We start from the raw sequence: 23910 nt of genomic DNA, 5'->3' as shown, positions 1-23910 counted from the left end.
ATCTTTGCCCCAGGTCGAAGTAACAACACCTGTTTAGGAAAAACCTCATGATCGAAAATTATATTTACTGGGTTAGCACAGCGCTTCTTTCGCTGCTCTATTTCGCCTCTGCCTCGATGTACATCGCCAAAGGAGACTTTGTTCGCAACGCACAAGCGGAGTTGGGCTATTCAGCCGCCCATCTTGTGCCGTTGATGATCGTGGTGAAGATACTGGGGCCCATCGCGATTTTGTGGCGTTTCAATGTGGCAATCAGTGATCTGGCGTATGCCGGAATGTTTTATCACCTGTTGCTATCAGCGTCAGCCCACCTGGGTGTTCGTAAACCCAAAGGTTCTATCCCGGCAGCCGTTGGGATCATTCTCCTCGCTGCTTCGTTCGTGACACAAAACGTTGTTCGCGAAAATCCATCGCCTTATGCGCCGATGGCGATCATCCATGATGCTTTTAAGTGAGGGGAATACTATGACCCGACTCAATGGAAAAGTCGCTATTGTCACCGGCGCCGGCCGTGGTATCGGCCGAGCCACCGCTAAACTTTTGGCGGCGGAGGGTGCGAAAGTCGCGGTCGTTTCGCGCACGGCTGAAAATGTTGATCAGGTGGTTGCTGATATACAGGCCGCTGGCGGTGTCGCCCTCGGAATCGTTTGCGATATCGCTGATCCCGATCAATTTCCTGTCGCTGTCGACAAGGTGATGGCTGCCTATGGACGAATCGATATTTTGGTTAACAATGCTTTCGATCCTTCTGCGGTTTTTTCATCGGTGATTGAGCTATCGGCCGAGTTGTTGCAGCGTAATTTAGAAATGGGCCCGATTGCTTATCTGCGAGCAATGCAGGCGTGCTATCCCCACCTCAAAGCTAGCGGTGAGGGCCGGGTTATTAACTTCGCTTCCTTGGCCGGCGTAATTGGCATGCAGGGCTATGCGCCTTACAACATGGCAAAGGAGGCAGTACGTGCTTTGACTCGCACTGCGGCCAGGGAGTGGGGCGCTGACAATATCACTGTCAACAATGTCATGCCGGTTGCTGATACTTGGGGAACAGCAGTCGATGCGCCTGCCCCCACTAACGCGCTTGGCCGTTATGGATCACCGGAAGAGGATATTGCGCCAGTGGTATTGTTTCTCGCCAGCAGGGACTCGCAGTTCTTGACGGGATACAGCCTCACGCCTGACGGAGGTCAAATCATCGACAGCGCCCGCTAACTGTCGTGTCCCAACACTAAACGCCAACTCAACGGAAATCAGGAGACATGCCATGCCATGTCTCGTGATTAGCGGTCAAGCGGAATTCGGATGCGATTGCGGCGGCTGCATTCGATCCAAAGTAATCCTCTATCCCATGGGCCGCGCTAATAGAAAGCCTCACCGTGTATAGCATTCAGAACAGGCGAAAAGACGGATGTTGAACGTCCGCTTCTGGCCGTAAGCAGCCTCGCGCCAGATTTTGCCAGGCGCTGCAAAGATGCTCACGTAACGGCTGATTCAGCCTCTTCGGCTTCGGATGCGCGTAAACATCGTGTTCACGGCCTCGATATCCCCAAGCAACTCATCGGGATGTGTTACTGGACGCTGCTGGCCGGCCGCATGCGAATGCGCGCTAACATTGCGGCAACATCGATCGTGAAGGCGCTGTACTTCACGGAAGTCCTGTTCCTGGACAGCCATCACGCCGTTAAGCCGGCCGACCGAGATTCCGTCGCGGAACCGGACAACGGTTTCGTTAAGTATCGTATCCTCGATACCAATTTCGATCGTCACGCGAAGATCACTGTATGCATTACGGATCGCATACCGCTCAGTGTCTCCGGGAGGGGAGTTGAAGCTTGCTGCAATTTGCTGCTGGTCACGACGGTGTTGCACGATGCGCTCGCGATGCCGGCGCATGTCATACGGCAAACCGACATCGACATATCCAGGGCCTTCCGACCGGTAGCTGATCGACCTCACTTCAGGTGTCAGACCCGCATCTTGGCAGAGCGTTATCAACTCACCGAAGAATACAGCGTCGTGGGTGAATACAATGACTTGCCGGTTGGCGGACTCTTCGACAATTCGTTGCGCGACGGCGGTTCGATGGCTGTGGTCGAGGCTTGAGACCGGGTCGTCGAAAACGATTCCGGAAGTCGATCCCGACTGGTGAAGCTCAGCGAAGAAGTAGGCAAGCGCACACATACGCTGCTCTGCCTCGCTCAACACTTGGTGCGGGGCAAGCTGGCAGTCCAACAGCTGAATTCCCAGGCGAACTGCCCCGGCCTCACCGGCGGAGCTGACTCCAGCTTCAACATGCCTAAGTTCCAGCCTAGTGAGCTCCTCGTTCATGCGTCCAGCCAGTGCTTCACTGATATAAGTCCGAGTCAGTTGGCCAGCTAGCACGCTAATCGGCCGTGTAGCTGCAATGTCATTTAGGCAATTCTGGAGCCGAGCCCTGTGGGCCAGGTTATCAATCACCCGTGCTATGCCTTCGATATGCTCGGAGAGTAGCTGCCGTGCTTCCAGCTCTTTCAACCGTAGCTTTTTGGCCGCTAAGGCTTCTGCGTCCATGTTTGCGCGCAGGCGGCCCGCCTCTACGCGAAGTACTTCCGCAACCTGAGTGAGCGACGCCACCGGATTCGCTCCACGATACTCAGGACAGTCCTGCCATACCCCAGTAGCCACCGCAGTTTTGAGCCACTGAAGTCGCGCGACAGTCACTCCGAGAGGTCTGTATATCGTCCGGAAGCGCTGGATCACGGGCCCTCAGGCTCTCCAGCATGTTAGAGGCAACTGTGAAGTCGACACTTGCTGAAGCGACTTCTCGAACCATATGCAGCCAAGCGTTGCGTGCAGTCTGAGCAGTCTCCGCCGCCCGGTCTCGAATGTAGTGGTCGAATCGCTGCAAGCGGTCCTGCGCTTCAGGACTGAGCTCTTGCTGGCAAAGTACACAGACCGCATCGTCACAGGTGACTGGGAATGCCTGTCCTGGATATGCAGTACTCGACGAGTATTCACGAGCAGCGTTGAATAGCAACGCCCAAGGACCTTGCCCCGTTCCAGGAAGTAGTTGTGTAGCATCTCCTGCCTGCAACATGGCGGACGCTGCACGTTCAGCTGCCTCAGCCTCAACGACGGCTCGATGTGCCTGGTGCTTGGCATCGATAGCCTCATCAGACACTACGCCTGCCACCACAGTGATGAGGCTGGCCAATTCATCGACCCTGGTTGCAGCATGGTCAAGTAGCGAGGCCCGGGCAGTTGGGTCTGCTTCGCTGATTTCCTGTGGAAGTCGTACACGCTCTGCCTGCTCTTCATCGGCGAGCGCAGCCAATTCACGCGCTCGCGTCAGATCAGTGGTCGGGCCAATCGGATGCACCGCCCGTCCGGCATCGGTCTCGAACGGAATGACACTGAACGGGGTCGTGTCTGTTGCAAGGCCCGTGATCTCAGCCTGCAGCGCGGGGCGCAGAGCCTGATTGAGTCCATTCGCCAACCGCTGGAGATAAGTCAGAGCCGATGGCTGAAAGCTGGCAGCTTCTCGTGACTGGAGGTAATGCCTAGCGCAGTCGCCATCGAAAACTGAAATGCCCCGGAGCTCTGGCTGCGGTACGTTATCGCGATGATTGCTCCAGGTCGTCTGCGCGACGGCGCCGTCCAGTGCGAAGTCGATAACAGCGCTTGGTACGAGTTGCTGGTAATCCGTAGCGTAAGCATTGGCGTAGACATCTCCTCGGCTCCGGGCACGGCACGCCTGCTTCAACACCCGTGCGTAACCGGACTTCCCCGTGCCGTTTCCGCCATACACGATGGTGAGACCATGCAGCTGGAAGTTCAGAGCCTGACTATTCGGGATCTTCCCCACGTTAGTAAGTGAATGCAGGGACTGCAATACGACGGTGTGGTCCTGACTCGCCTCAGCGGGGAAATGGTCTGCTGCGAATAGAACAGGCTGAAGAACCGGCAGGAATGCGCTTCGCACCCCATGGTGTTGCTTTGCGAGATCGAGAATTTCGACAAAATCCTGGTCGCTCCAGCTACCCTGGACACACAAACGGCGCAAGGCGTCGCTGCGCCACGGCGGCAGCCTTTCCGACCAAGCCAGTACTTCCTCGTATAGAGCCATTCCTTACATCTCTATGTACGTGAGGTCGTAAGGATAGTGCACCAATCGCTACTTGCAGGCCGACGAGCTCTGAGTCTCGATGACGAAGCCCGCGTTACTCCGTCGCATTGTGACAACCTGACGTTATGGAATGGTGGTCCTGCTTTCACACACAAAGAATCAGCTGCTCTCGATGAGTAGGTTGAGCAAGTGCGAGATACCAAGAATCCAATTGGTGAGCACGGCGGGCTCTCTCATGCAGACCCAAAACTGAACTCCGGGAAGGACTACTATTGGCCGACAGCTGCCCGCCATGATAGGCAGCAGATGGACAGACACTGACGCTCGCCTGTATCTGCTGGCCCTCTACCACTCCAGGTCTGACCTCATCGACGCTTTACTACAGCGTTGGGCCATCCTGATAGAATCGATCAGGTTATAGATAACACTCTTCTGAGAAATGATATGAATACAAAATTGATGGAGGATGAGATGCGCCGGGCGCTATTCGGTGATTCTAAGCCCTCTGCTCCGGCAATTAACTCAGGCAGGCAGGACACCGTTCCGGATGTTGTGATTGTGCAACCGGTGAAGGCTGCGAAGAAAAAGATTGTCTCAAAAGGCTTCACACCTAGGTTGAGAGTTACACTCCGTGTGGGAAATGAATTTGAAGGCGAGATGCACGAGATGGTACATGAGGCCGATACGCTGAGCTCCCTAGTTGCAGAACAAGAAGCTACTAAGACGGCCAGAAAAAAATTCAGGTTTGTGGAAGTGGTCTCGGTCACGTCGATGTAAGTGGATACTCTCACTTAGCTCCCTTGTCTGGAATTTAACCGCATTCGGTTACCGCGGTTCACCCAATAGGTTCGTTTCGATTGAAATCTCGAACATCAAGGGGGGCGTAGTCGTATCCCCGATTGGCTTTAATCCAGACTCTCAATGTTTAACTGGTGGCCAGCCCCAAGCGCCAAAGCTGCGGGTGGCGACAGGCAGAACTCAGCCAGAAGCGGCCGGTTGCGCCTACCGCGAAGTCATGGTGTGAGTATTGCGTAAGCGTCTGAAGTGACCGTATTGGCAGTCAGGACGGCTGCTCTGAGCAATGCTAAAGCTTATGCCGTAGTCTTACTGATCAACTGTCTGGGTAGATAGTTTGATCCAAGCCAGCGGCGTTCAGCTTTTCCAATTCTTCATTCATAAGATGGTTCGCAGACCAAAATACGTCCATCACTTTGCTCAGCAAGACATGCTCCAAAGAGCCCGGCTTCGACTGCATTGATTGGTCTCCCAATCTTGCAAGCATCTCAACCCGCTCATTTAGGCGATCCCGTTGCTCGCGGTAATGACCCAATCCCTATTCTCCTTAAGTCGAATTTGGTAAAACTGCTCTCCCGCAAGGTAAGCCCGCTGAATTACAGCCTCATGTCAGCTGGACACCAGCTCTTAAGCTTGGCCAACTGAAAAACTATCTTACCTTTTCACCTTGACCTAATTCTAGTCAAATGGGGCCGCAGTATCTGGCTCAAAGGGCCAAGAAATATGTAACGCTCATTGCCATTGTTCCTGGTTTCTTTAAAGTCTTAGGTGAGGTGCTGGGATATGTGAGTACAGGCGTGGAGCATTATACATAGGCGCGATCTGGAGAAATGATGAAGCTGAGCCGATCAGCCAATCGCTACCCAAGTCAGTCCCACCTTGCTTGAGTCTCACAGCTCACAGAAACGTACTCAACACCCCGATCAGTATGCCTAAACCACCCACAGCACGTCCTCGGCCGGCTTTGTTGAGTACCATGAGGCAGAAACGGAGTGGTCTCAGGGCCAGGAAGTTGACCGCGGTTACCCAATAAAACTAGAGATAAGAGCGAATATTTGTCAGCGAAGTAAGCGTATGAGCTTTGAACTCGTAGGGGGTGAGGACCTGTGGGCCTTTCTCCAACTCTTTAAAAGCCCCAAGCGCTACCTTAGAGATGGTCCTGTATTCCCTGATAAACAAGGCTTGGAACTCTTCGACGTCCCTGATCTGTTTGCTGATTGCAGCTTCTAGGGTCAAAGATATGCTAGGCCGCCACCTCGTTATACAGGGCCTGAGTTGCAGCTTTATCGTGGAGAAAATATCGATCGACTTGAACGCGGCAAGATTGGAACCGCATGGAGCGATAAGAGAAGATAGCCCAAATGTTCGCTGGAGGGTTGAACGCTGTGGGCAAAGGGGTGGAGTGATCATGGAAACCACTGCGCCAGCGGATGCAATAATCACCGGGTCGTCAGCTCATAGCCTCTGGCTGGGTGAGCACGAGCTCACCGTCGACTGGCGCAAATTGGGCACGATAAGTCGTAATCGCCACTTTCCTCCTTGCCTGTGACAGTCATATGGGGTTTGCAAGGCATTACCTCAGCCGTCTTCGATGTTGACTGAAAGAACGGTTTTTACACAGAATTTAGTTGTGTTGCGTCGACCGGCTGAATCCACGGCCGATTGCGACGCTTTGTCGGAAGCGTGCAATCTGCTGCGTCGAATCGCACCGTATCGGCCCGCGGTGCCTACTTCACACTCAGGCATTGGATATTCAAGTCGGGGGATTTCGGGATCTTGGCTTACGCTTGGTCACAGCAACCTGGCGTAGTTGTGTCAGTTGCTGCTCCAGCGTTTCAGCGCGGGCGTGCTGCGCCGCGGCACGCTGCTGGCTTTGATTCAGCTCGGCCTGGATCAACTCCAGCCGACGTTGCAACTGCTCGACGTGGCGCCCGACTTCCTTGAGCTGGGTCGCCGAAGCCTTGCCCTCCTCCCGGGCACGGTCGACCTCGCGGTGCGCGCGATCCTCGACTCCGCGAATGTAGAGCTCCTGCGCGACACGCTCCTGCTCGGCCTTGAGCCGCAGCACCTGCAGCTCCTGCTGTAACGTCTGGTTGTGCTGCTGAACTTCACGGCGCTCGTACAGCCAGCCTTCACGCTGCTGGTGCAGGTCCTTTATTTGTGTCTGGTATTGCGCCAACAACAGTTCCAGATCCGCCAGGCGCGCCTCGGCCGCTTGGCGCCCGGCCACAGCTTCTGCCGCCTGCTGGCGAAATTGGGCCGCGTCTTGACGCGCCTGGTCCTCGACCGCTGCCACCCGTTCGCGTTCTGCGATCAGAACCTGACGATGCTCGGCCAGCGCCTGTTCGGCGACGCCCTGCGCCAGATGAATCGCTTGTTGCCACACCGCAACAAAAGCCTGCGTCACCTCGCCTGGCAATGCCGGCAGGCGGGTCTCGCCGTTCAGCCGTTCGGCCAGACGCGACCACCATTGATCCAGCAGACCGCCGACCCGTGCCGGACTACCGCGACCCAGTTCCAGACGCACGCGTTCCACCGTCGGCCGCTCGCCGCGTGCCAACACCGCATCCGCTGCAGCAAATACGTCGTTTTCCGGCACCCCTACTGCCATGGTCCATCTCCGGTTATATTAGGACTGATAATAGAATGTTATCCGACGTTATTTTTTGATTAATGGAATTATAATACGTTGAACGTATTAAATATTACAGATCAGTTACCCTTGGTCGACGAAACCCCGTTGGACCCGCACGTTCTGGCGCTTAGCGCCCAGGAAGCCGCCGCGGCATTTATCGCTGCCGGCACCGCGGCGAATACCGTGCGCAGCTACCGCAGCGCCCTCGCCTACTGGTCGGCGTGGCTGCAATTGCGCTATGGCCAAGCGCTGGGCGATGCGCCGCTACCGACTACGGTCGCCGTGCAGTTTGTTCTCGATCACCTGGCCCGGCCGCTGGAACAAGGCGGCTGGGCCCACCTGCTACCGCCCGGCATCGACGCCGCTTTAGTGGCGGCGCGGGTCAAGGCCAAGCTGGGGCCGTTGGCGTTCAACACGGTCAGTCACCGCCTGGCCGTGCTGGGTAAATGGCATCGGATCAATGGCTGGGACAGTCCATGCGAAGCGTCAGCGCTGAAGACCCTGCTCCGTGACGCGCGCAAGACCCAGTCACGCCAGGGCGTGAACGTGCGCAAAAAGACCGCGATCGTGCGCGAGCCGTTGCAGGCGCTGCTCGCCACCTGCACCGACGGTATGCGTGGCGTGCGTGATCGCGCCCTGCTCCTGCTGGCCTGGAGCGGCGGCGGCCGGCGCCGTTCGGAAGTGGTCGGCCTGCAAGTCAATGATGTGCGCCAACTGGATGCCGACACCTGGCTGTACGCTCTGGGCACGACCAAGACCGACACCGGCGGCGTGCGTCGGGAGAAGCCGCTGCGCGGCCCGGCCGCAGCAGCGCTGGCGGCCTGGCTGGCGGCGGCGCCGGCGGTTGCTGGACCGCTGTTTCGCCGCCTGTATAAAGGTGGCAAGGTCAGCGCTGATGGCCTGTCGAGCGACCAGGTGGCGCGCATTGTCCAGCGCCGGGCGCAATTGGCCGGACTTGAAGGCGATTGGGCAGCGCACAGCCTGCGTTCGGGGTTTGTCACCGAAGCTGGTCGTCAGGGCGTGCCGCTCGGTGAAGTGATGGCCATGACCGAACACCGCAGCGTGACCACGGTGATGGGCTACTTCCAGGCGGGGGCGTTGCTCAGCAGTCGCGCCACCTCACTGTTGGAGGATGGAGAGCCATAAACCGAAGGCAACTCGCCAAAAGCTGTAGCTACCGAAGCCGATTCAGGCGATGAATGACACTCTCGGGATTCGGCGGCATTACCGGGCGGATGCTTTGTTGTGAGTGCGCTGCCGGGGAGGCCTTGCCATCAGCGGGCACTAACGCTGCCTACGGCAAGGCCGCGCTGGGCCGTGCGAGCCCTTAATCGCGTGCGTGCAACGAAAACCGCGCACCCCTCAGCCCTTTTCCCGTTTGAGCGGCTTGACCCAGCGCCCATACGCCACCCTTGGTCACGGCGACTGGGAGCGGTCAAACCCTCGAGGGACATCGGTTCACGATCGGCGCACCGATAAGCTCAGGCCTGTTGCGCTTCACGCTGGACGACCTCCAGCAATGCCTCCAGCGTCTGGTCTGGCTCAAGGGCCAGGAAGCTTTCAGCGATCAACGTTAGCGGATGAACCTGCAGGACAGAAGCCAACTCCACTACCTTCTCAAGTGTGGGGCATTTCTTTCCCCGCTCCAGGGTGCTGAGGTAAGTTCGGCTGCTCACGTCGGAAAAATCTTCTTGCGTCAGCTTACGCTCCAGCCGCCGCGCTTTTAACGCCGTCCCAAAGGCCTGTTTCAGTTCCATTTGTATCGCTCACAAAAGGAACGATGAAGCCTTTTTGAATACTTTAGGGCTACAATCTATAGGATTCGTTTTATGAGGGCGCCACGATGTTTTTTACTCAGCCAAGTGCAGAACTCCATCCACCTCTACCCTTTGACCTCAAAATCAAACGATGGGCAGTGGTCGAACAGGACCTAGAAAATCCCTGGTTTCATGTGTGCATCAAGATGACAGAAGAAGAAATGGAGTTCGGTCGCACCCTGCTGGTCTCCGACGTGGAGTACCTGGAGCGAGTGCTCAATGAAGTCTCGCCGTTCGGCTCGGTGTGTTCGGTGATGGTTATGACCCCGCCGCGTATGAATGCATCGGCACATTGGCGCATGGAGCACGTATTGGCCATCAACACCGTGCCAGACGAACCCTCAGGACAGCCCCACGTTCGCCTGACCGTAGAACATGGTAAAACCTACGACCTGTTTTGTCGTAAAACCATCGATCAGACGGGTGCTTTGCCGCAATGCATTTATTCAGCTCCGCAACTGGAGTAGCACGTGATCTCATGGCACTCAGGGGGCGCTTTTACGCATCCCAGCGAGTTGCCTCAGTCGCTTTAAACTCTTGCTAGATGCCGTACATCCGATCCCCAAACAAGGCACGAAATCCAGGTCCCGTGCCGTGTCGTAATTCAAACCATTCTCGAAGCCCCCAATAACTGCCACCCACCAAACTCCGATACACCTGTTCCGGACTGTCAGGAAGAGTATGACCAAGCTCGCAGCAACTCTGTACCAGCTGCACCCACCAGTAGTTCGAACGCTCCAGTTTCAAAACATAGCAAGTAACAGCCATCGCAATGAGTCGTATCCATACGGACGAATACCGGTCCGCTCGCTTTAAAAACTCATCTGCGCCAATATCGATCCATTTGGTTTTTCCGTATTTTTTCAGCCCGAGACGCTGAGAAATTAGGTGCGCGATGGGAAACGAGTCGCAAAATTCGGTAGTAGGACGCATCGCTAATCTCATAAGATCCTGGATAACAGGCAAACAGCCAAACTTAACTTCTGAACCATTTAAATGGTTCACCACAAGTCGCTGCAGTATGAGCGCCAGGCTGCTAATGGCCAACTTAAACAGCGCTATTGGTTTCGTCTCGTCAGACTCCTGCGACCCGCGATACCAGGACCAAGGCCGTAGGTCGCCATGCGAAGGATGCGTGAGCCTCTGCTGATCAATTGAAGAACCTTTTAAAGTATCAGCAAACGCGTCGCCGAATTTATTACCCAGGGTCTCAAAAGTATAATTAGCATTCGGAATATCCACCATGCGCCTACCGTGACGCATACAAATAACATACCAATAATGCTCCCAGTCACACCGCCAGTAACATTCATGGATGGTCTGCATATCCTCCATCAAGCAGTGTGGGCAGTAACTGGTTCGGTTGTAGAATGGGACGATTGGCCAGAACGACTCATACTGCGTGCGATACGACTCGCTGGGCATCAGTAACAGTCCCCGTAATTTGGCTGGATCAATTTCATAGAGTTTCGAAGCCCCGTTGGCACACCTTTCCATTTCGGCTTCGACAATTTTTTTTATGACTCGAACCTTATCCTCGGACAGGCAATTTTTGTTTATTTGCCGAAATACCCATGACAGCATAGATTCGTTGCAGTAAAGATTATTCATCACTTCGATACGGGGGGCATCGTAGCCCATCCGAGTTTTAGCATTTCAAGGTTAACAGCCTCTGTTCCTTCAACGATCGACCACGCCGCTGCTCGCTGAATGAGCTTAACGATTCCATCGGTATTTCCCTTGGTGCACTCCAAAATAAACTGAATTTCCTTTTCTGCGGTCAAGTTCGATAGATTTCGGAGTGGGAGTGTTGCCTCATATCCTGCTAGCCAAGATCGAAACTCTGCATTTTCAACCCAGCGATCCAATGTAAAAATGTCAAACCGGCGTAGTAGTGACTTTTCCGAGGCTAAGGCATTTTGCGCTCGGTCACTCCCTAAGGCTATCACCGAAAGATGAAAAGGACTTCCTCCCATCGTTTTTAGATGCGCCAAGCTTCTACTAACATCTGAGCGCGTGGTCAGGGTTAGGTTATTTATTTCATCAATTCCAATGGCACGAATATTAAGGGCTCTTACTGCCCCCAGCATTAACTCATCGGTCATATTGTTATCGGACAAGCTCATGCCCGCGGTCAGCGTCGAGAACAATTGCTTTTTGAAATTTTTAAAATTGACATCCGCCTTAAGCTCCATCGAGACCATACAGGGGGCATTAACGCCAACTTTCAGTCCATAATGACGATTCAATCGGTCGACCATGGCGCTCTTGCCCATCCCGGAAACTCCCGAAATCAACAAACACAAAGCCTGATTTTTGGGCGGCATTCTTAAAACAGTTTCTACCGCGTTGCGAATACTGTTCCACTTTGCATAGGGCACCCACACGTCTTCGTACAGTGCAATCGTACGAGCTACGTCTGGCAGTGCCATCAACCCTCTACGATACTCGGCAATGTGATCATCCATTGCTTATCTCCAAAAGGAATAAGTTACTCTTCCGGCTGATAAGGAATAACCGGTGCGCTATAGTTGAGACATTCATTGGGGTGCTTGGTATGCTTTTGCTTTTCCAGCATTTGTTCAATGGGCATGCCAGTTGGCAGTCTCGATGTCTCCACGACTTTTCTGAGCCTTTTGGTCGCATTCACTGCACTATTAACGAGCTCACGGTTAGCTCGAATTTTTTCAAATATTTCCGCTTCACTCTTAGGTGGCGGCTTGCCTTTCTCCCGTATAAGCCTAAGTTCTTGCAAAGTAATATCCGGCAAACCCACATCTGAATAAGGAGCCTGCATGTATCGACCCTCGCCATCACGGACCCACACTTGCCGCAGCGACAGGGGATTGTACTTGACGACATAGCTTTCTTTATTCCCCACTAACGGCTTGAAGTCGTCGGACCAGTACCAGATTTTGTTCAACACTAACCCGGAGTGGGAAATAGTGCGCGGTACTTCCGGAAGAAAATCTATAAAAAACTCGAAGGCGTCACTGAGTAACGGTGGATGACTCAACACCCCGGTAGCCTCGGTATAATACTCAAGCCATTTTTCATGCGGGCTCATGCCCAGCATCCGGTGCTCTTCCAAGTGATATATATTTAATGAGCGTGCAAACCAAACATTAAACTCCGAAAACGTCATGGCTGCTTCTTTTTCACTGTCGTAGTCTCCACGCAAAACCACGTTAGACAAGGTTGCACCGGGTAAATATTTTACATAACCCATCTGCAGCACCCCATTTAGTCGCTCTATATGTCCTCCCCAATGAGGTGTTCTTGGCGGCCTCCAGTGCAGGTCAATACGGTGTTTGTTTGCTGCATAACGGTAACTCTTAGACTTAAACTCTTTTGCGTTATCCATGCCAATAGCGTGGGGCTTTCCATAATAAGGGTAAGCAATATCGTCTACGCCAAGGCTTTTGAGCCAGTCACGCTTGGGCATCACAGCATGCATAATGGCCATCGCAACATTCAGTGAGTTAGGCGCATGAATGGACAAATAATAGCCCATGACCACTCTTGTAAAGACGTCTATAATCAATGTCACCCAGGGACGGCACAATGGCTTCCTGTTTTTTTCATCCACAATAATACAATCGACGACTGTATGGTCCATCTGCCAAAACTCAAGCGGTACTTTAAGTTTGATCTGTTTCGACCTGGCGGCGTACTTATCGTCTGCTGCCTTTCTCCCTGACTTTAAGCGCGTCAACTCCCTCGCGCTTTTTTCTCTGTTAATTCTCTTGGCCACTGTGTTGACACAAGGAGTGGGGAGATGGGCGGCATGGCACATCTCTTTAACTGCTTTATGAACTTTTTTTCTATCAGCGCCTGGGCCTTTCCACTCAGTTTTTATGCAGTCAAGGATGATTGATTCGATCACTTGGCTCAATCTGCGCGCCCCCCTTTTCTGGCCTCGCTTGAAACGCATCAAGGATCCAGGACCAGCATTGACATCGTAGTTTCCCACTAATCGGTAGCAATAAGGCTGACTCAACTCCAAGCGTGTTTTTACCTTTACTACTATCTCTTTTAAGGTGCCTCCCTCTGCCATGCACTGCCTAATCACGTCAAACCTACGCTTTGCTTCATCCATTTCTGCAGAGAGTTCTTCTTCATCCCGATTGATTTCTTTTTTGTTGATATCAGGGATGATCGAATCCTGTGAAATCGATTGCAGTTCGGCAACCTCTACGACCTCGTATTTCCTATTGGTTATGTCGTAAATCTGGACTTTATCAACTGAAACCGAACGAGCGTACTCGCATATTCTGCCTTGGTATAAAACTTTTTCTCGACTGATTATTTTTTCCATCGTCACACCTCAGTGAGGGCCAAATACGATGTTAATAACTATAAATAGTCTTACTGATAGCTCTCATAACATACACCGATCTCGACACAAACACCAACTAGTGCGTTTAACGCACCTATAAAAACGCACAACCTTCAATTTATCATTAGCTTACTTCGTGGTTTTTCATACAACAAATTTAAAAGTCTGCTTTCTGTTGGCGTGTGGGCATTGGGCTTCGCCAACCTCTAGCTTCGAAAATGCATGTAAACATTACTTCAAAAAATAGAGTGCCCATCTGTTTAGATCGTGAGCTGTCAGTTTTCTGGTCGATAGATAACCAGAAGCTCAATGGCTTAGTGTTATACTGATAATGCACATTCCTACTGGATTATTCCGTTGAGCGTACTTCGTCCTGCACATCCTGCGCATTTTACTCCGCATCACCATGAAGGGTTGGAAACCATGCCTAAACATTCTCCTAGCGCGCAACTCAAAAGCACTCGCCAATGGGTTCATGATTACGCAACCCGTCTGCTCGAGCATGGAGAGGAGGTTCGTCAGTCAGCCATTCGTGAGTTAATAGCCGCCGAACATGGCATCACTGCATCACCCAATTTAGTTACCGATGAGATCAAAAAATTCTGGGCCAAAGCCGGCCCAACATTAAGTGCGAGACTACGCCGCCCTGGGATTCCCGACGATGTATGTGAAAGCTTCGATAATATTTGGGGTGTCGCCCTAAATGCCGCCGTTGCCGGGCACGACACCGAACGGCTTCAACTCCAGCAGCAGGCGGACTCCGCGTTAGCATCGGCTGTGACAGCCCGGGCCAATGAACAGGCTGCCATCGATAAGTTTTTTGGACAAACTAGAGAGATTGAAGGGCTCAGGATGGACAAGGCTTCTCTTATAGAGCAATTACAAGCGAATGACGTCGAGCGAAAAAATCTAACAACCAGGATTAAGGAGATAAGTGACCAGGCAACTGCACAGCAAGCTGTGCATACCCAGGAACAACAAAGGTTACAAGGGCTCATCGATAGATTACTGCAGCAGCTCACTGACCTTAGGTCCAGCTCACAGCAAGAGTTTACGGCGCTTGCGGAAAGCCATCAGAACGAACTGGTTAAGACGCAAGACTTCCTGATGCGGGAGACTGTTCGGGTCCGTGATGAGCACAAGTCAAAAACCGAAAAATTGAGCAAAGAGCTCGAAAAAGAAAGTATTGAAAAAGAGCAGTTTCGACTGCTCCGATCGAAAGCCAGCGATGAAGCTGCAGAGCTCAGGGGGCGACTTGAAGCAACGAACCGGAACCTGGAAAAATTGGAACAGCACTATGCCCAACTCCACGAGAAGAATGAAAAGCTACAAGCGTCCCTTTTAGAACATTTCAAAGTGCAACTTATCTCAACCGAAAAAAAAGACTTTGGCCCCATATGACTCGCCAACCTTAAGTGCACGAACCAACGACGATCACGAGGTATTTTGGGCTAACCTTCCAGATCAAATAATAATCTTTATGGAAGTGTGCTTGGCGCCCTTGTACCGAGAGGTCAGTTACCTAGCAAGCAGATGGCTCATCGCCTAGGGGTAACACCTATTATTTCGCCCCTGTAACTCATCGCTGCGACCTGCAATCAATCCAATAGGTTGGCATCGTTACAGACACTTGAAAGAAACAAGCTGTGTGGTCACCATCAGAAATCATAAAAAAAAAATAAACCTTCATATTTGCCGTTTAAAAAAATAACCCCTCTGAAAGCAATCGGCAAAAACCTCCGAAACCCAGTAAAAACCATAAAAAACAAATACTTATAATTTATCTTTTTTAAGAAATTACGACAGCACGGCTGAGGCTCGGGGTTCAGATTTCTGGGGAATAGCCTTAGCCTGGCAATCTTGGAACTAGGCTTACCAATGGATTCTTCTCAACTGAACACGCTCTGGCCTTGTCAGCTCTTTGCCGCTGCCGCAGGCTATGTCTTCAATCAAAAAAGGAGTCTTTAATGTTACCCATGGCATGAGCAATGGAAATTTGCCGAAATTCATCCAGAAGATAATGTCTGAGAAAATCACAGGGAATGCCTTGCCGCTCGGGAATCCTGAGCCAATAGACGGATCGTGTTTCGAGGTAAAAAAATCCTGGCCCCTATTTACCCCGTACTGCAATGTCACCACAACTGCCGGATTCATCAACTCAATAATCAAGGTGAAGTGATTTACGGCTGGAATCTGCTGACGGGCGTGATCGAAGGGAATACATACTGTGTTGCCCAGCATCACGCAATCTGGAGGAAAGACGGTCACTACTTGGACGTAACCCCAGAGCTAAACCCTGCGATCACAAAAATCACCTTCCTCCCTGATAACCGGGTGCAAATTGGTCATGGCATTACGATCAGTACTCCATCCCTGTTTCTTTGGGGCGCAGGAAGTATCGGGTGGTGTAATGGCATCCAAAACAACAGCATAATGAAGCCCCATTACTTCGAAACGATCAAACAAAGTTCTACGTCAGCGACAATTGCATTGACATTGACTCCTCCCTGATCATTTTGCAGTCACTATCAATATAACTAAACTAAACGGTCATTTAGTGTAGTTATTATTATTTCGCATATTCAGCCTCAACTCCACACTCCGCCGTGACGCTTAAAGTGCGGTCAATCGCTATGATCAACCGCACCTTTACATCAATGAATCATGATGCTGTTGTAGTCAGCACTCAACGTCTCCAGATGGATTTTGTACCGATTCAGCAATCTCGATAACTCCGCCTGGGTGTAATCCGTACGTTTCAGGTTATCCAGATTCAATGAAAACCCCAGCCACACGCCCGCCACCGTAATGATTTCCTCACCGACCACGCGACGTTGGCGGCTTATGTCGACGACGGCGGTAATATCGGACAACGCATCTTCGGCGATCTGAAGCTCATGGTTCAGCCCTTCCATCAATAAAGTCATGCTCTGGATTTCCTTGTCCAGATTGTTCCGAGAGGTCGCGAGTTCGCTGTATTTAATGCCATCGGACACTACGCCCAGCACCTTCCTGACCAGTTCAATCCCCTGCTTCACCGCCTCTTTTTTCGGGTTCTGCATGTCGAGGCTGTCGAGTTCCTTGCCTTCGGGAATGTAGTTTTTATACAGGTCAGCCAGGTTGAATTCACGAATCACGTCCTGAGCCTTGATCAGTGCGTCTCGCTGCTCCGAGCGTTTCGCTTTGGTCAGGGTGTGATCGTTCAAGTCCAGCAGAATCCTGGCTTTGCGCGACCGCGCCACTTTCAGCGGCTCGTCGGCTCGTTCGCCGATTTCAACTCTATATAAGCTGCGAACTTCGTTCTCAAGAAACCGCGAGCGATCGGTAAACTTCGCCTCGACGCCTTCGAGCATCGACTCGATATTACGTTTGATGTTCGAGACCTCTGCGCTGACCATGTCTCGATCCTGTGCCGTCAGGTCATTCCTGGCTAGCGCGTCGTTGAGTTCTGCTAGCGCATCGAAATAGCTTTGCCCGGAAGCGCTGTTCAGTGCAGTCAGCAGCACCGGTAAGGATTCGCGCAGGGTTTTATCCAGGTTATTCAGGTACGCGGAAGCTCTCTGCGCCCTCTCCTGCAATACATCGGATCGCTCCTGTCTAAAATTGGCCAGCCTCGAAATGTCGCGAATGGTTTGAATGATCTTTTTAACGTCAATTGGGGGAATAAGTTGGGTGTCGATCGGTGTCACTTTGTTCATGGCAGTCATCCTTTGGTCGCCGGGCAATCAGTTAAAGCTCTTCTTGTATTCTTCCAGCGCCTCGTTAAACACGGCCACCAATTCGCCGGCGGTGTTTTTCACATCGCGCCACGGATCAATCACCATCGCAAACTCGGCGACAAATGAGGTCAGGCGCAAGGCATTGTTGATACGCCCGAACTGTTCGGCCGAAGCTTCAATCTTGCTCAGGATCGTCTGCCACATGGTGTTCAAGATATTAAGAGCGGCTTCTGCGCCAGCCATACGGATACCTATATCGCCAAAGTTCGACAGGGAACTTTCCATGGCGCTCTGCAAGCCTTCCTTGCCACTGACGGACAGTTCCAGCTCATCAACTTCAGTCTTCAGCGCATTGCGTTCTTTGCGGGCTGTCTCTGCTTTCGGGCCAAAGATCGATCCTGAAATAGGCCAGAAAATCGGCAAGCCACCGGAAAACGACATGCCGACGTAATAGTCGTAGTCCTTGTCCAACTGCATGATCCGGTCTTTCTTGGTGCGGATGGTTTCCCTGGTACTGGCGATGGATTCGAGCAAGCTGTTGCGCTCCATCAAGTCATACTTGCTCTTGACCTCGGACTGCAAACCAAAGACCCGTTTACCGCTCGACAATTCGCCGCCAGCCAGCTCGATCTTGAAGTTGGAAATACGGTCCTTGAGCTCTTGCGTCGCGCTTTGCTGGCGTTTGATATCGACCTTCATCAGCTCGATGATTTCAGTTACTGCAGATGCCACTTCACCATCGTCGGACGTGTATCGGATGCCTTCCAGATCACTGTTGCTTAACTGACCCAGCGTGGTTCTGACCCGGTCCATGATCGGCATTTCCTTGATCACGGAAATGATTTCGCCACCGCTGCTGACAATGTTTTTGGCCGCGGAACTCAAGTCGATACTTTGCTGGACGATCTTGCTTTCTACCGCATCCCAACTGGACGCATGAATCCGGATTTTCTTGAATAAGACCTGAACGTCACTGGGCTCCAACCCGGGAATATCCAACTTGGTGTATTTCAGGTACGACTCGACTTCCGGTAATTCACCCGGCAGTGCCAGACCCTTCTTCACATACTGTTTGATCTTGATCACATCTTCTTTGGTAAATACCCCGGCGCTGCGCGCTACACCGGGATACTCGCCTGAAATCAGATGGAGAACAGCTTTGGGAAGATCATTACTGCTGTCTGCATCTTTCAACTGAAAAGCCATCACGTTTGCCTCTGTTCAATAAGATCGACACACCCTTTGTGTCGATGAACAGAAGCTAGACGAGGCTGGTTTTGCGTCAAACAACCTGAAGACTTTAAAGAATCACAAGCAATTGATTAATAAGGAAAACTGTTACAACTGGAAACATGACGCTACATATGCAGGACAAATCCTACAGTCAAGTATTAATCATTCCATTAGTTACACTCGGCTTCCACGCTTGAGCGTTTCACTCGGCAACTCTTTGAACAACGCGTGGTAACTACTGGAAAACCGCCCCAAGTGCCAGAACGACCAGTGCATCGCCACTTCGGCGACTGTCGTGTCCATTGTTGTCCGGCTGAGCAATTCTCGGTGTGCGCTATTGAGCCGACGCAGGCGCAACCAATGGGTCGGTGTCATGCCGGTAAAGGCCTTGAACGCATGCTGCAACTGACGCAGTGAAACTCCAGCGACCTGGGAAAGCTCCAGCAGATTGAGGGTTTCTTCCGGCGCATCAGCCGCCCACTCCCCTACTCGCTTCATGATCATTCGCTCTTCGGAACGCCGCTGCAGGCCGCCGCGATCCAGGCGCACGCAAGCGTTGTCGAGGATGTACAGGCAATCCTCCAGCAGTTGCAGGGTCAACGCTTCGCGGCTGGGCGGATCGAACGTCTGCGCGAGTCGCGTCAGTGTGGTGCTAAGCCAACGGCTGAACAGCGCGTTTTGCTGGCAATTGAGCGGCGACATGAACAGGCCTTCCAGCCGCGCCACGTTCAAGCCATGGCGCTGGACGAACTCCGGACCGAACACCACGGCGATTTCCTGGTAGTTCTCCGGGGTGATCCAGATGTTGCGACTTTCGCCATTCAACACATACAGCGAGTTATCGCTGCGATCAAAACAGAACGCCAGCGAGCCTTGTGGCGCACTGAAATTCTGCTCGACCCGAGTGTTCATGTGCTCTTCGTAAATCTCCACGCCTTGCAAGTCCAAGTAGCGCACCAGCCCGGCGAAATGCCCCGGCGACATCTGCTGGTAATGCTGCACCCAACCCGGTGTGGCGCGGATTTGCTCGGCGACATCGGCGGTGTTGAACGCTTGGACTTGTAACGGATTGCACACTGTCATGGGGTGACCTTACGCACTCGTTTGGTGCGTTTTGGTGCTGCTTAAAGTGGATAGATGGAACTGCAAGGCTCGCCCAAGATAGTCGTCAACGCGCTTCAGGGGAAGTGTCTGTCGGATGCGACCACCCACCCTGGCGTTACTAAAACCAATAACGAGGTCTTTATGAATGTCCCTTTCGATCAGCTGTTCACGTGGCTGAAAGATCACAAGATTACTGAGGTCGAGTGTGTGGTCAGCGACTTGACCGGCATCGCTCGCGGCAAGATTGCACCCACTAACAAGTTCCTGCATGAGCGAGGCATGCGCCTGCCGGAAAGTGTGCTTCTGCAAACAGTAACCGGGGATTTTGTCGACGACGACATCTACTACGACCTGCTCGATCCGGCGGATATCGACATGATCTGCCGCCCGGTCGCGGACGCGGTCTACGTGATTCCATGGGCCATCGAGCCGACCGCCATCGTGATTCACGACACCTTCGACAAGTTCGGCAACCCGATCGAGCTGTCGCCGCGCAACGTGCTGAAGAAAGTCCTGCAGCTCTACACCGATAAGGACTGGAAACCGATTGTCGCGCCGGAAATGGAGTTCTACCTGACCCAGCGCTGCGAAGACCCGGACCTGCCGCTCAAGGCACCGCTGGGGCGTTCCGGTCGCGCGGAAAGCGGACGGCAGTCGTTCTCGATCGACGCCGCCAACGAATTCGATCCGCTGTTCGAAGACGTCTACGACTGGTGTGAACTCCAGGGCCTGGACCTCGACACGCTGATCCACGAAGACGGCCCGGCGCAGATGGAAATCAACTTCCGTCACGGCGATGCCCTCGACCTCGCGGACCAGATCACCGTGTTCAAGCGCACCCTGCGCGAAGCGGCGCTCAAGCACAACGTGACCGCGACTTTCATGGCCAAGCCGATCGGCGATGAACCGGGCAGCGCCATGCACTTGCACCAGAGCGTGGTCGATATCGCCACCGGTCAGCCGATTTTCGCGGATGCCGACGGCAAGATGAGCGAGCTGTTCCTGCACCACATCGGCGGCCTGCAGAAGTACATCCCGAAAGTGCTGCCGATGTTCGCGCCGAACGTGAACTCGTTCCGCCGTTTCCTGCCGGACACCTCGGCGCCAGTGAACGTCGAATGGGGCGAAGAAAACCGCACCGTCGGCCTGCGTGTGCCGACCTCGACTCCGGACGCCATGCGCGTGGAAAACCGCTTGCCGGGCGCCGACGCCAACCCGTACCTGGCGATTGCCGCGAGTCTGTTGTGCGGTTACCTGGGCATGGTCGAGAAGATCGAACCGAGCGCCGCAGTGCAGGGTCGCGCCTACGAACGTCGCAACCTGCGCCTGCCGATCACCATCGAAGACGCCCTGACCCAGATGGAAGAATGCGAAACCGTTGGCCGTTACCTGGGCAGCAAATTCGTGCGCGGGTATGTCGCGGTGAAACGCGCCGAGCATGAAAACTTCAAGCGCGTGATCAGCTCCTGGGAGCGGGAGTTCCTGTTGCTGAGCGTCTAAACCGCATCCCCTGTGGGAGCGGGCTTGCTCGCGAAGACGGCGGCACAGTCAATAGAGATGTCGACTGACACACCGCTTTCGCGAGCAAGCCCGCTCCCACAAGGGGAAATTGCCAACGCCTGAAAAATCCAACAACTCAAAGAGGTGTCGAATGCGTCTATTGAAATCCGTGGTTCCGGTCGCGCTGGCGATCATGTTCAGTGCCGGTGCCCAGGCCCAGCCACAGGTCAGCGTCTACAACTGGACCGATTACATCGGCGAAACCACCCTCGCTGAATTCCAGGCTAAAACCGGGATCAAGGTGATCTACGACGTCTTCGATTCCAACGAAACCCTCGAAGGCAAACTGCTCGCCGGTCGCACCGGGTATGACGTGGTGGTGCCGTCCAACCACTTCCTCGCTCGCCAGGTAAAGGCCGGCGCGTTCCTTAAACTGGACCGCTCGCAACTGCCGAACTTCAAGAACCTCGACCCGAAACTGCTCGCGCTGCTGGAGAAAAACGACCCAGAAAATGCGCACTCGGTGCCGTACCTGTGGGGCACTAACGGTATCGGCTACAACGTCGACAAGGTCAAACAAGTGCTGGGCATCGACCATATCGATTCCTGGGCCGTGCTGTTCGAACCGGAGAACATCAAGAAGCTCAGCCAGTGCGGCGTGTCGATGATGGACTCGGCGGATGAAGTGTTCCCGGCGATCCTCAACTACATGGGCATGGACCCACGCAGCGAAAACCCGGAAGACTTCAAGAAAGCCGAAGCCAAGCTGTTGAGCATCCGCCCGTACATCACCTACTTCCACTCTTCGAAGTACGTGTCGGACCTGGCCAACGGCGATATCTGCGTGGCCTTCGGTTACTCGGGTGACGTGTTCCAGGCCGCCAACCGCGCCAAGGAAGCCAAGAACGGTGTGAACATCGCCTACGCCATCCCGAAGGAAGGCAGCAACTTGTGGTTTGACCTGTTGGCCATTCCCGCCGACGCCGCCAACCCGAAAGAAGCCCATGCCTTCATCAATTACCTGCTCGATCCGCAAGTGATCGCTAAGGTCAGTGCCTCGGTGGGTTACGCCAACCCGAACCCGGCCGCCAAGCAATACATGGACGAGGCGCTGGTGAACAATCCTGAGGTTTATCCGCCCCAGACCGTCCTCGACAAACTCTACATTTCGACCACCCCGCCCCAGGCGATCATGCGTCTGATGACCCGTTCCTGGAGCAAAGTGAAGTCCAACAAATGAATCAGTACAGCAATGAACACGCCCAGTCCTATTACGCCGCCACGGCGAAAAGTCTGGCGCCCTACCCCACGCTGGCCTCGGACCTGGATGCCGATGTCTGTGTGATCGGCGGCGGGTTTACCGGCGTCAACACCGCCATCGAACTGGCGCAGCGTGGGCTCTCGGTGATTCTGCTGGAGGCCCGGCGGATTGGCTGGGGCGCCAGCGGGCGCAACGGCGGGCAGTTGATCCGGGGGATTGGCCATGACGTCAGCGGATTCGCTCGTTATGTCGGCGAAGAAGGTGTGCGTTATATGGAGCGCGCCGGGGTTGAGTCCGTGGCGCTGGTGGGCGATCGCATCCGCGAAAACGGGATCGACTGCGACCTGCGCTGGGGCTTCTGCGAACTGGCCAACACCAAGGCGCAGTTCGCCGCGTTCCAGGCTGAGCAAGCTGACTTGATTGAGTCCGGATACGCCCATGAAACCCGGCTCGTCGGCCCGGAACAGATCCGCCAGCAAGCGGTGAATTCCGGTGTGTATGCCGGCGGTTTGATCGACATGGGTTCGGGCCACTTGCACCCGCTCAACCTGGTCCTCGGCGAAGCGCGCCTGGCCGAATCCCTTGGGGTGCGAATCTTCGAACAGAGCCCGGTGCTAGAGATCATCCATGGCAGCACCGTGCAGGTTCGTTGTGCCGGCGGCACGGTGCGCGCCGGCAGCGTGGTGCTGGGCTGCAATGCGCATCTCGAAGAACTGGAACCGAAGCTCAGCGGCAAAGTACTGCCAGCCGGCAGCTACATCATCGCCACCGAACCGTTGTCCGCCGAGCTCGCCGCGCAGTTGATCCCGCACAACCTCGCTTTGTGCGATCAGAAAGTCGGCCTGGATTACTACCGGCTCTCGGCGGATCGGCGTTTGCTGTTCGGCGGTGCCTGCCACTATTCCGGGCGCGATCCATCGGACATCGCCGCCTATATGCGCCCCGCGATGCTCAAGGTGTTCCCGCAACTGGCCAACGTGCGCATCGATTATCAATGGGGCGGCAAGATCGGCATCTCGGCCAATCGCTTCCCGCAGATCGGCCGCTTGAGCCAGCACCCCAACGTGTTCTACGCCCAGGGTTATTCCGGTCATGGCCTGAACGTGACGCACTGGTGCGCGAAGTTGCTGGGCGAAGCGATCCATGCCGGGCACAGCAAAGGTTTCGACGTGTTCAGCGCCGTGCCGCACATGACCTTCCCCGGTGGCCGCGCCCTGCGCTCACCGCTGCTGGCGCTCGGCATGTTCTGGTATCGCCTGCGCGAAATGCTCGGCTAACCCTCCCCTCTCCCGGCAAAAACCTTACCCCTGTGGGAGCGGGCTTGCTCGCGAAGGCGGTGTGTCAGTCGACATCGGCATTGACTGACATGACGCCTTCGCGAGCAAGCCCGCTCCCACAGGTCGGG

General features: G+C 54.0%; 21 protein-coding genes. 9 read left to right on the top strand and 12 right to left on the bottom strand.

Annotated elements, in window-relative coordinates; genetic code table 11:
- The first annotated feature begins 47 nt into the window (after nucleotides 1-47).
- Both NK667_RS10705 and NK667_RS10700 read left to right on the top strand, forming a co-directional pair.
- Complete coding sequence (locus NK667_RS10705) at nucleotides 48-455, top strand: DoxX family protein (RefSeq protein WP_054614669.1); 408 nt, start codon at nucleotides 48-50, stop codon at nucleotides 453-455.
- A gap of 10 nt (nucleotides 456-465) precedes the next feature.
- Entirely contained in the window at nucleotides 466-1209 is a 744-nt protein-coding gene (locus NK667_RS10700) for an SDR family NAD(P)-dependent oxidoreductase (RefSeq protein ID WP_054616242.1), read from the top strand.
- Between the two features lie 279 nt (nucleotides 1210-1488).
- Here the strand turns inward: NK667_RS10700 and NK667_RS10695 are convergent, their stop codons facing one another.
- Together NK667_RS10695 and NK667_RS10690 are read right to left on the bottom strand one after the other, a co-directional pair.
- Nucleotides 1489-2610, bottom strand: coding sequence for an AAA family ATPase (locus NK667_RS10695; RefSeq protein WP_177331431.1), 1122 nt, complete (start codon nucleotides 2608-2610; stop codon nucleotides 1489-1491).
- Between the two features lie 19 nt (nucleotides 2611-2629).
- The gene (locus NK667_RS10690; protein ID WP_177331430.1) at nucleotides 2630-4102 is read right to left on the bottom strand and encodes a hypothetical protein; all 1473 of its coding nucleotides are present in this window, start codon (nucleotides 4100-4102) and stop codon (nucleotides 2630-2632) included.
- Between the two features lie 444 nt (nucleotides 4103-4546).
- Here NK667_RS10690 and NK667_RS10685 point away from each other — a divergent pair, with 444 nt between their 5' ends.
- Nucleotides 4547-4879, top strand: coding sequence for a hypothetical protein (locus NK667_RS10685; RefSeq protein ID WP_054614668.1), 333 nt, complete (start codon nucleotides 4547-4549; stop codon nucleotides 4877-4879).
- 334 nt (nucleotides 4880-5213) lie between these two features.
- Here the strand turns inward: NK667_RS10685 and NK667_RS10680 are convergent, their stop codons facing one another.
- Together NK667_RS10680 and NK667_RS10675 are read right to left on the bottom strand one after the other, a co-directional pair.
- Complete coding sequence (locus NK667_RS10680; RefSeq protein WP_054614667.1) at nucleotides 5214-5432, bottom strand: hypothetical protein; 219 nt, start codon at nucleotides 5430-5432, stop codon at nucleotides 5214-5216.
- Nucleotides 5433-6650: 1218 nt separating this feature from the next.
- The gene (locus NK667_RS10675; RefSeq protein WP_054614665.1) at nucleotides 6651-7508 is read right to left on the bottom strand and encodes a DNA-binding protein; all 858 of its coding nucleotides are present in this window, start codon (nucleotides 7506-7508) and stop codon (nucleotides 6651-6653) included.
- A gap of 78 nt (nucleotides 7509-7586) precedes the next feature.
- Here NK667_RS10675 and NK667_RS10670 point away from each other — a divergent pair, with 78 nt between their 5' ends.
- Nucleotides 7587-8678 (top strand): site-specific integrase, encoded by a 1092-nt coding sequence (locus NK667_RS10670; protein ID WP_054614664.1) that lies wholly within the window; start codon nucleotides 7587-7589, stop codon nucleotides 8676-8678.
- A gap of 335 nt (nucleotides 8679-9013) precedes the next feature.
- On the opposite strand, the gene NK667_RS10665 is transcribed toward NK667_RS10670, so the two are convergent.
- On the bottom strand, nucleotides 9014-9289 hold the full coding sequence (locus tag NK667_RS10665) for a helix-turn-helix domain-containing protein (protein ID WP_054614663.1): 276 nt from the start codon (nucleotides 9287-9289) through the stop codon (nucleotides 9014-9016).
- A gap of 206 nt (nucleotides 9290-9495) precedes the next feature.
- Here NK667_RS10665 and NK667_RS10660 point away from each other — a divergent pair, with 206 nt between their 5' ends.
- Complete coding sequence (locus NK667_RS10660) at nucleotides 9496-9816, top strand: hypothetical protein (RefSeq protein WP_152980917.1); 321 nt, start codon at nucleotides 9496-9498, stop codon at nucleotides 9814-9816.
- A gap of 73 nt (nucleotides 9817-9889) precedes the next feature.
- On the opposite strand, the gene NK667_RS10655 is transcribed toward NK667_RS10660, so the two are convergent.
- The 3 genes from NK667_RS10655 to NK667_RS10645 are packed head-to-tail and all read right to left on the bottom strand — an operon-like array spanning nucleotide 9890 to nucleotide 13667.
- Entirely contained in the window at nucleotides 9890-10990 is a 1101-nt protein-coding gene (locus tag NK667_RS10655; protein ID WP_054614661.1) for a TniQ family protein, read from the bottom strand.
- A complete protein-coding gene (locus tag NK667_RS10650) occupies nucleotides 10960-11817 on the bottom strand; it encodes a TniB family NTP-binding protein (protein WP_054614660.1) in 858 nt (285 codons plus the stop codon). The genes NK667_RS10655 and NK667_RS10650 overlap by 31 nt, the downstream gene beginning before the upstream one ends.
- A gap of 23 nt (nucleotides 11818-11840) precedes the next feature.
- Nucleotides 11841-13667, bottom strand: a complete 1827-nt coding sequence (locus tag NK667_RS10645; protein ID WP_054614659.1) for a Mu transposase C-terminal domain-containing protein — start codon at nucleotides 13665-13667, stop codon at nucleotides 11841-11843.
- Nucleotides 13668-14045: 378 nt separating this feature from the next.
- Between NK667_RS10645 and NK667_RS10640 the strand changes: the two genes are divergently transcribed.
- The gene (locus NK667_RS10640) at nucleotides 14046-15089 is read left to right on the top strand and encodes a DNA-binding protein (RefSeq protein ID WP_152980915.1); all 1044 of its coding nucleotides are present in this window, start codon (nucleotides 14046-14048) and stop codon (nucleotides 15087-15089) included.
- Nucleotides 15090-15560: 471 nt separating this feature from the next.
- Here the strand turns inward: NK667_RS10640 and NK667_RS10635 are convergent, their stop codons facing one another.
- From NK667_RS10635 to NK667_RS10620, 4 genes are all read right to left on the bottom strand, one after another.
- On the bottom strand, nucleotides 15561-15929 hold the full coding sequence (locus NK667_RS10635) for a hypothetical protein (protein WP_054614657.1): 369 nt from the start codon (nucleotides 15927-15929) through the stop codon (nucleotides 15561-15563).
- Between the two features lie 413 nt (nucleotides 15930-16342).
- The gene (locus NK667_RS10630; protein WP_054614656.1) at nucleotides 16343-17386 is read right to left on the bottom strand and encodes an alpha-xenorhabdolysin family binary toxin subunit B; all 1044 of its coding nucleotides are present in this window, start codon (nucleotides 17384-17386) and stop codon (nucleotides 16343-16345) included.
- Nucleotides 17387-17413: 27 nt separating this feature from the next.
- Complete coding sequence (locus NK667_RS10625; RefSeq protein WP_054614655.1) at nucleotides 17414-18613, bottom strand: alpha-xenorhabdolysin family binary toxin subunit A; 1200 nt, start codon at nucleotides 18611-18613, stop codon at nucleotides 17414-17416.
- Between the two features lie 201 nt (nucleotides 18614-18814).
- Nucleotides 18815-19723: a helix-turn-helix domain-containing protein gene (locus NK667_RS10620; RefSeq protein ID WP_054614654.1), complete on the bottom strand. Its 909-nt coding sequence runs from the start codon at nucleotides 19721-19723 to the stop codon at nucleotides 18815-18817.
- 162 nt (nucleotides 19724-19885) lie between these two features.
- On the opposite strand from NK667_RS10620, the gene NK667_RS10615 reads away from it, so the two are divergent.
- The 3 genes from NK667_RS10615 to NK667_RS10605 all read left to right on the top strand — a co-directional run bounded on the left by NK667_RS10615 (nucleotide 19886) and on the right by NK667_RS10605 (nucleotide 23782).
- Nucleotides 19886-21244, top strand: coding sequence for a glutamine synthetase family protein (locus tag NK667_RS10615; RefSeq protein WP_054614653.1), 1359 nt, complete (start codon nucleotides 19886-19888; stop codon nucleotides 21242-21244).
- 151 nt (nucleotides 21245-21395) lie between these two features.
- Nucleotides 21396-22484, top strand: coding sequence for a polyamine ABC transporter substrate-binding protein (locus NK667_RS10610; RefSeq protein ID WP_054614652.1), 1089 nt, complete (start codon nucleotides 21396-21398; stop codon nucleotides 22482-22484).
- Nucleotides 22481-23782 (top strand): NAD(P)/FAD-dependent oxidoreductase, encoded by a 1302-nt coding sequence (locus tag NK667_RS10605; protein ID WP_054614651.1) that lies wholly within the window; start codon nucleotides 22481-22483, stop codon nucleotides 23780-23782. Before NK667_RS10610 ends, NK667_RS10605 begins: the two co-directional genes overlap by 4 nt.
- The last annotated feature ends 128 nt before the right edge of the window (nucleotides 23783-23910 follow it).

Origin of the sequence: Pseudomonas nunensis (assembly GCF_024296925.1) — a bacterium.
Lineage (GTDB): Bacteria > Pseudomonadota > Gammaproteobacteria > Pseudomonadales > Pseudomonadaceae > Aquipseudomonas > Aquipseudomonas nunensis.
This window is presented reverse-complemented; position numbering and strand designations above follow the sequence as displayed.

Bases quoted from the DNA above. Each gene is read 5' to 3' on its own strand.
- NK667_RS10705 (WP_054614669.1), top strand. From the start codon at position 48: ATGATCGAAAATTATATTTACTGGGTTAGCACAGCGCTTCTTTCGCTG.
- NK667_RS10700 (WP_054616242.1), top strand. From the start codon at position 466: ATGACCCGACTCAATGGAAAAGTCGCTATTGTCACCGGCGCCGGCCGT.
- NK667_RS10690 (WP_177331430.1), bottom strand. From the start codon at position 4,102: ATGGCTCTATACGAGGAAGTACTGGCTTGGTCGGAAAGGCTGCCGCCG.
- NK667_RS10685 (WP_054614668.1), top strand. From the start codon at position 4,547: ATGAATACAAAATTGATGGAGGATGAGATGCGCCGGGCGCTATTCGGT.
- NK667_RS10675 (WP_054614665.1), bottom strand. From the start codon at position 7,508: ATGGCAGTAGGGGTGCCGGAAAACGACGTATTTGCTGCAGCGGATGCG.
- NK667_RS10665 (WP_054614663.1), bottom strand. From the start codon at position 9,289: ATGGAACTGAAACAGGCCTTTGGGACGGCGTTAAAAGCGCGGCGGCTG.
- NK667_RS10660 (WP_152980917.1), top strand. From the start codon at position 9,496: ATGACAGAAGAAGAAATGGAGTTCGGTCGCACCCTGCTGGTCTCCGAC.
- NK667_RS10655 (WP_054614661.1), bottom strand. From the start codon at position 10,990: ATGGGCTACGATGCCCCCCGTATCGAAGTGATGAATAATCTTTACTGC.
- NK667_RS10650 (WP_054614660.1), bottom strand. From the start codon at position 11,817: ATGGATGATCACATTGCCGAGTATCGTAGAGGGTTGATGGCACTGCCA.
- NK667_RS10645 (WP_054614659.1), bottom strand. From the start codon at position 13,667: ATGGAAAAAATAATCAGTCGAGAAAAAGTTTTATACCAAGGCAGAATA.
- NK667_RS10635 (WP_054614657.1), bottom strand. From the start codon at position 15,929: ATGCTGGGCAACACAGTATGTATTCCCTTCGATCACGCCCGTCAGCAG.
- NK667_RS10630 (WP_054614656.1), bottom strand. From the start codon at position 17,386: ATGAACAAAGTGACACCGATCGACACCCAACTTATTCCCCCAATTGAC.
- NK667_RS10625 (WP_054614655.1), bottom strand. From the start codon at position 18,613: ATGGCTTTTCAGTTGAAAGATGCAGACAGCAGTAATGATCTTCCCAAA.
- NK667_RS10620 (WP_054614654.1), bottom strand. From the start codon at position 19,723: ATGACAGTGTGCAATCCGTTACAAGTCCAAGCGTTCAACACCGCCGAT.
- NK667_RS10615 (WP_054614653.1), top strand. From the start codon at position 19,886: ATGAATGTCCCTTTCGATCAGCTGTTCACGTGGCTGAAAGATCACAAG.
- NK667_RS10610 (WP_054614652.1), top strand. From the start codon at position 21,396: ATGCGTCTATTGAAATCCGTGGTTCCGGTCGCGCTGGCGATCATGTTC.
- NK667_RS10605 (WP_054614651.1), top strand. From the start codon at position 22,481: ATGAATCAGTACAGCAATGAACACGCCCAGTCCTATTACGCCGCCACG.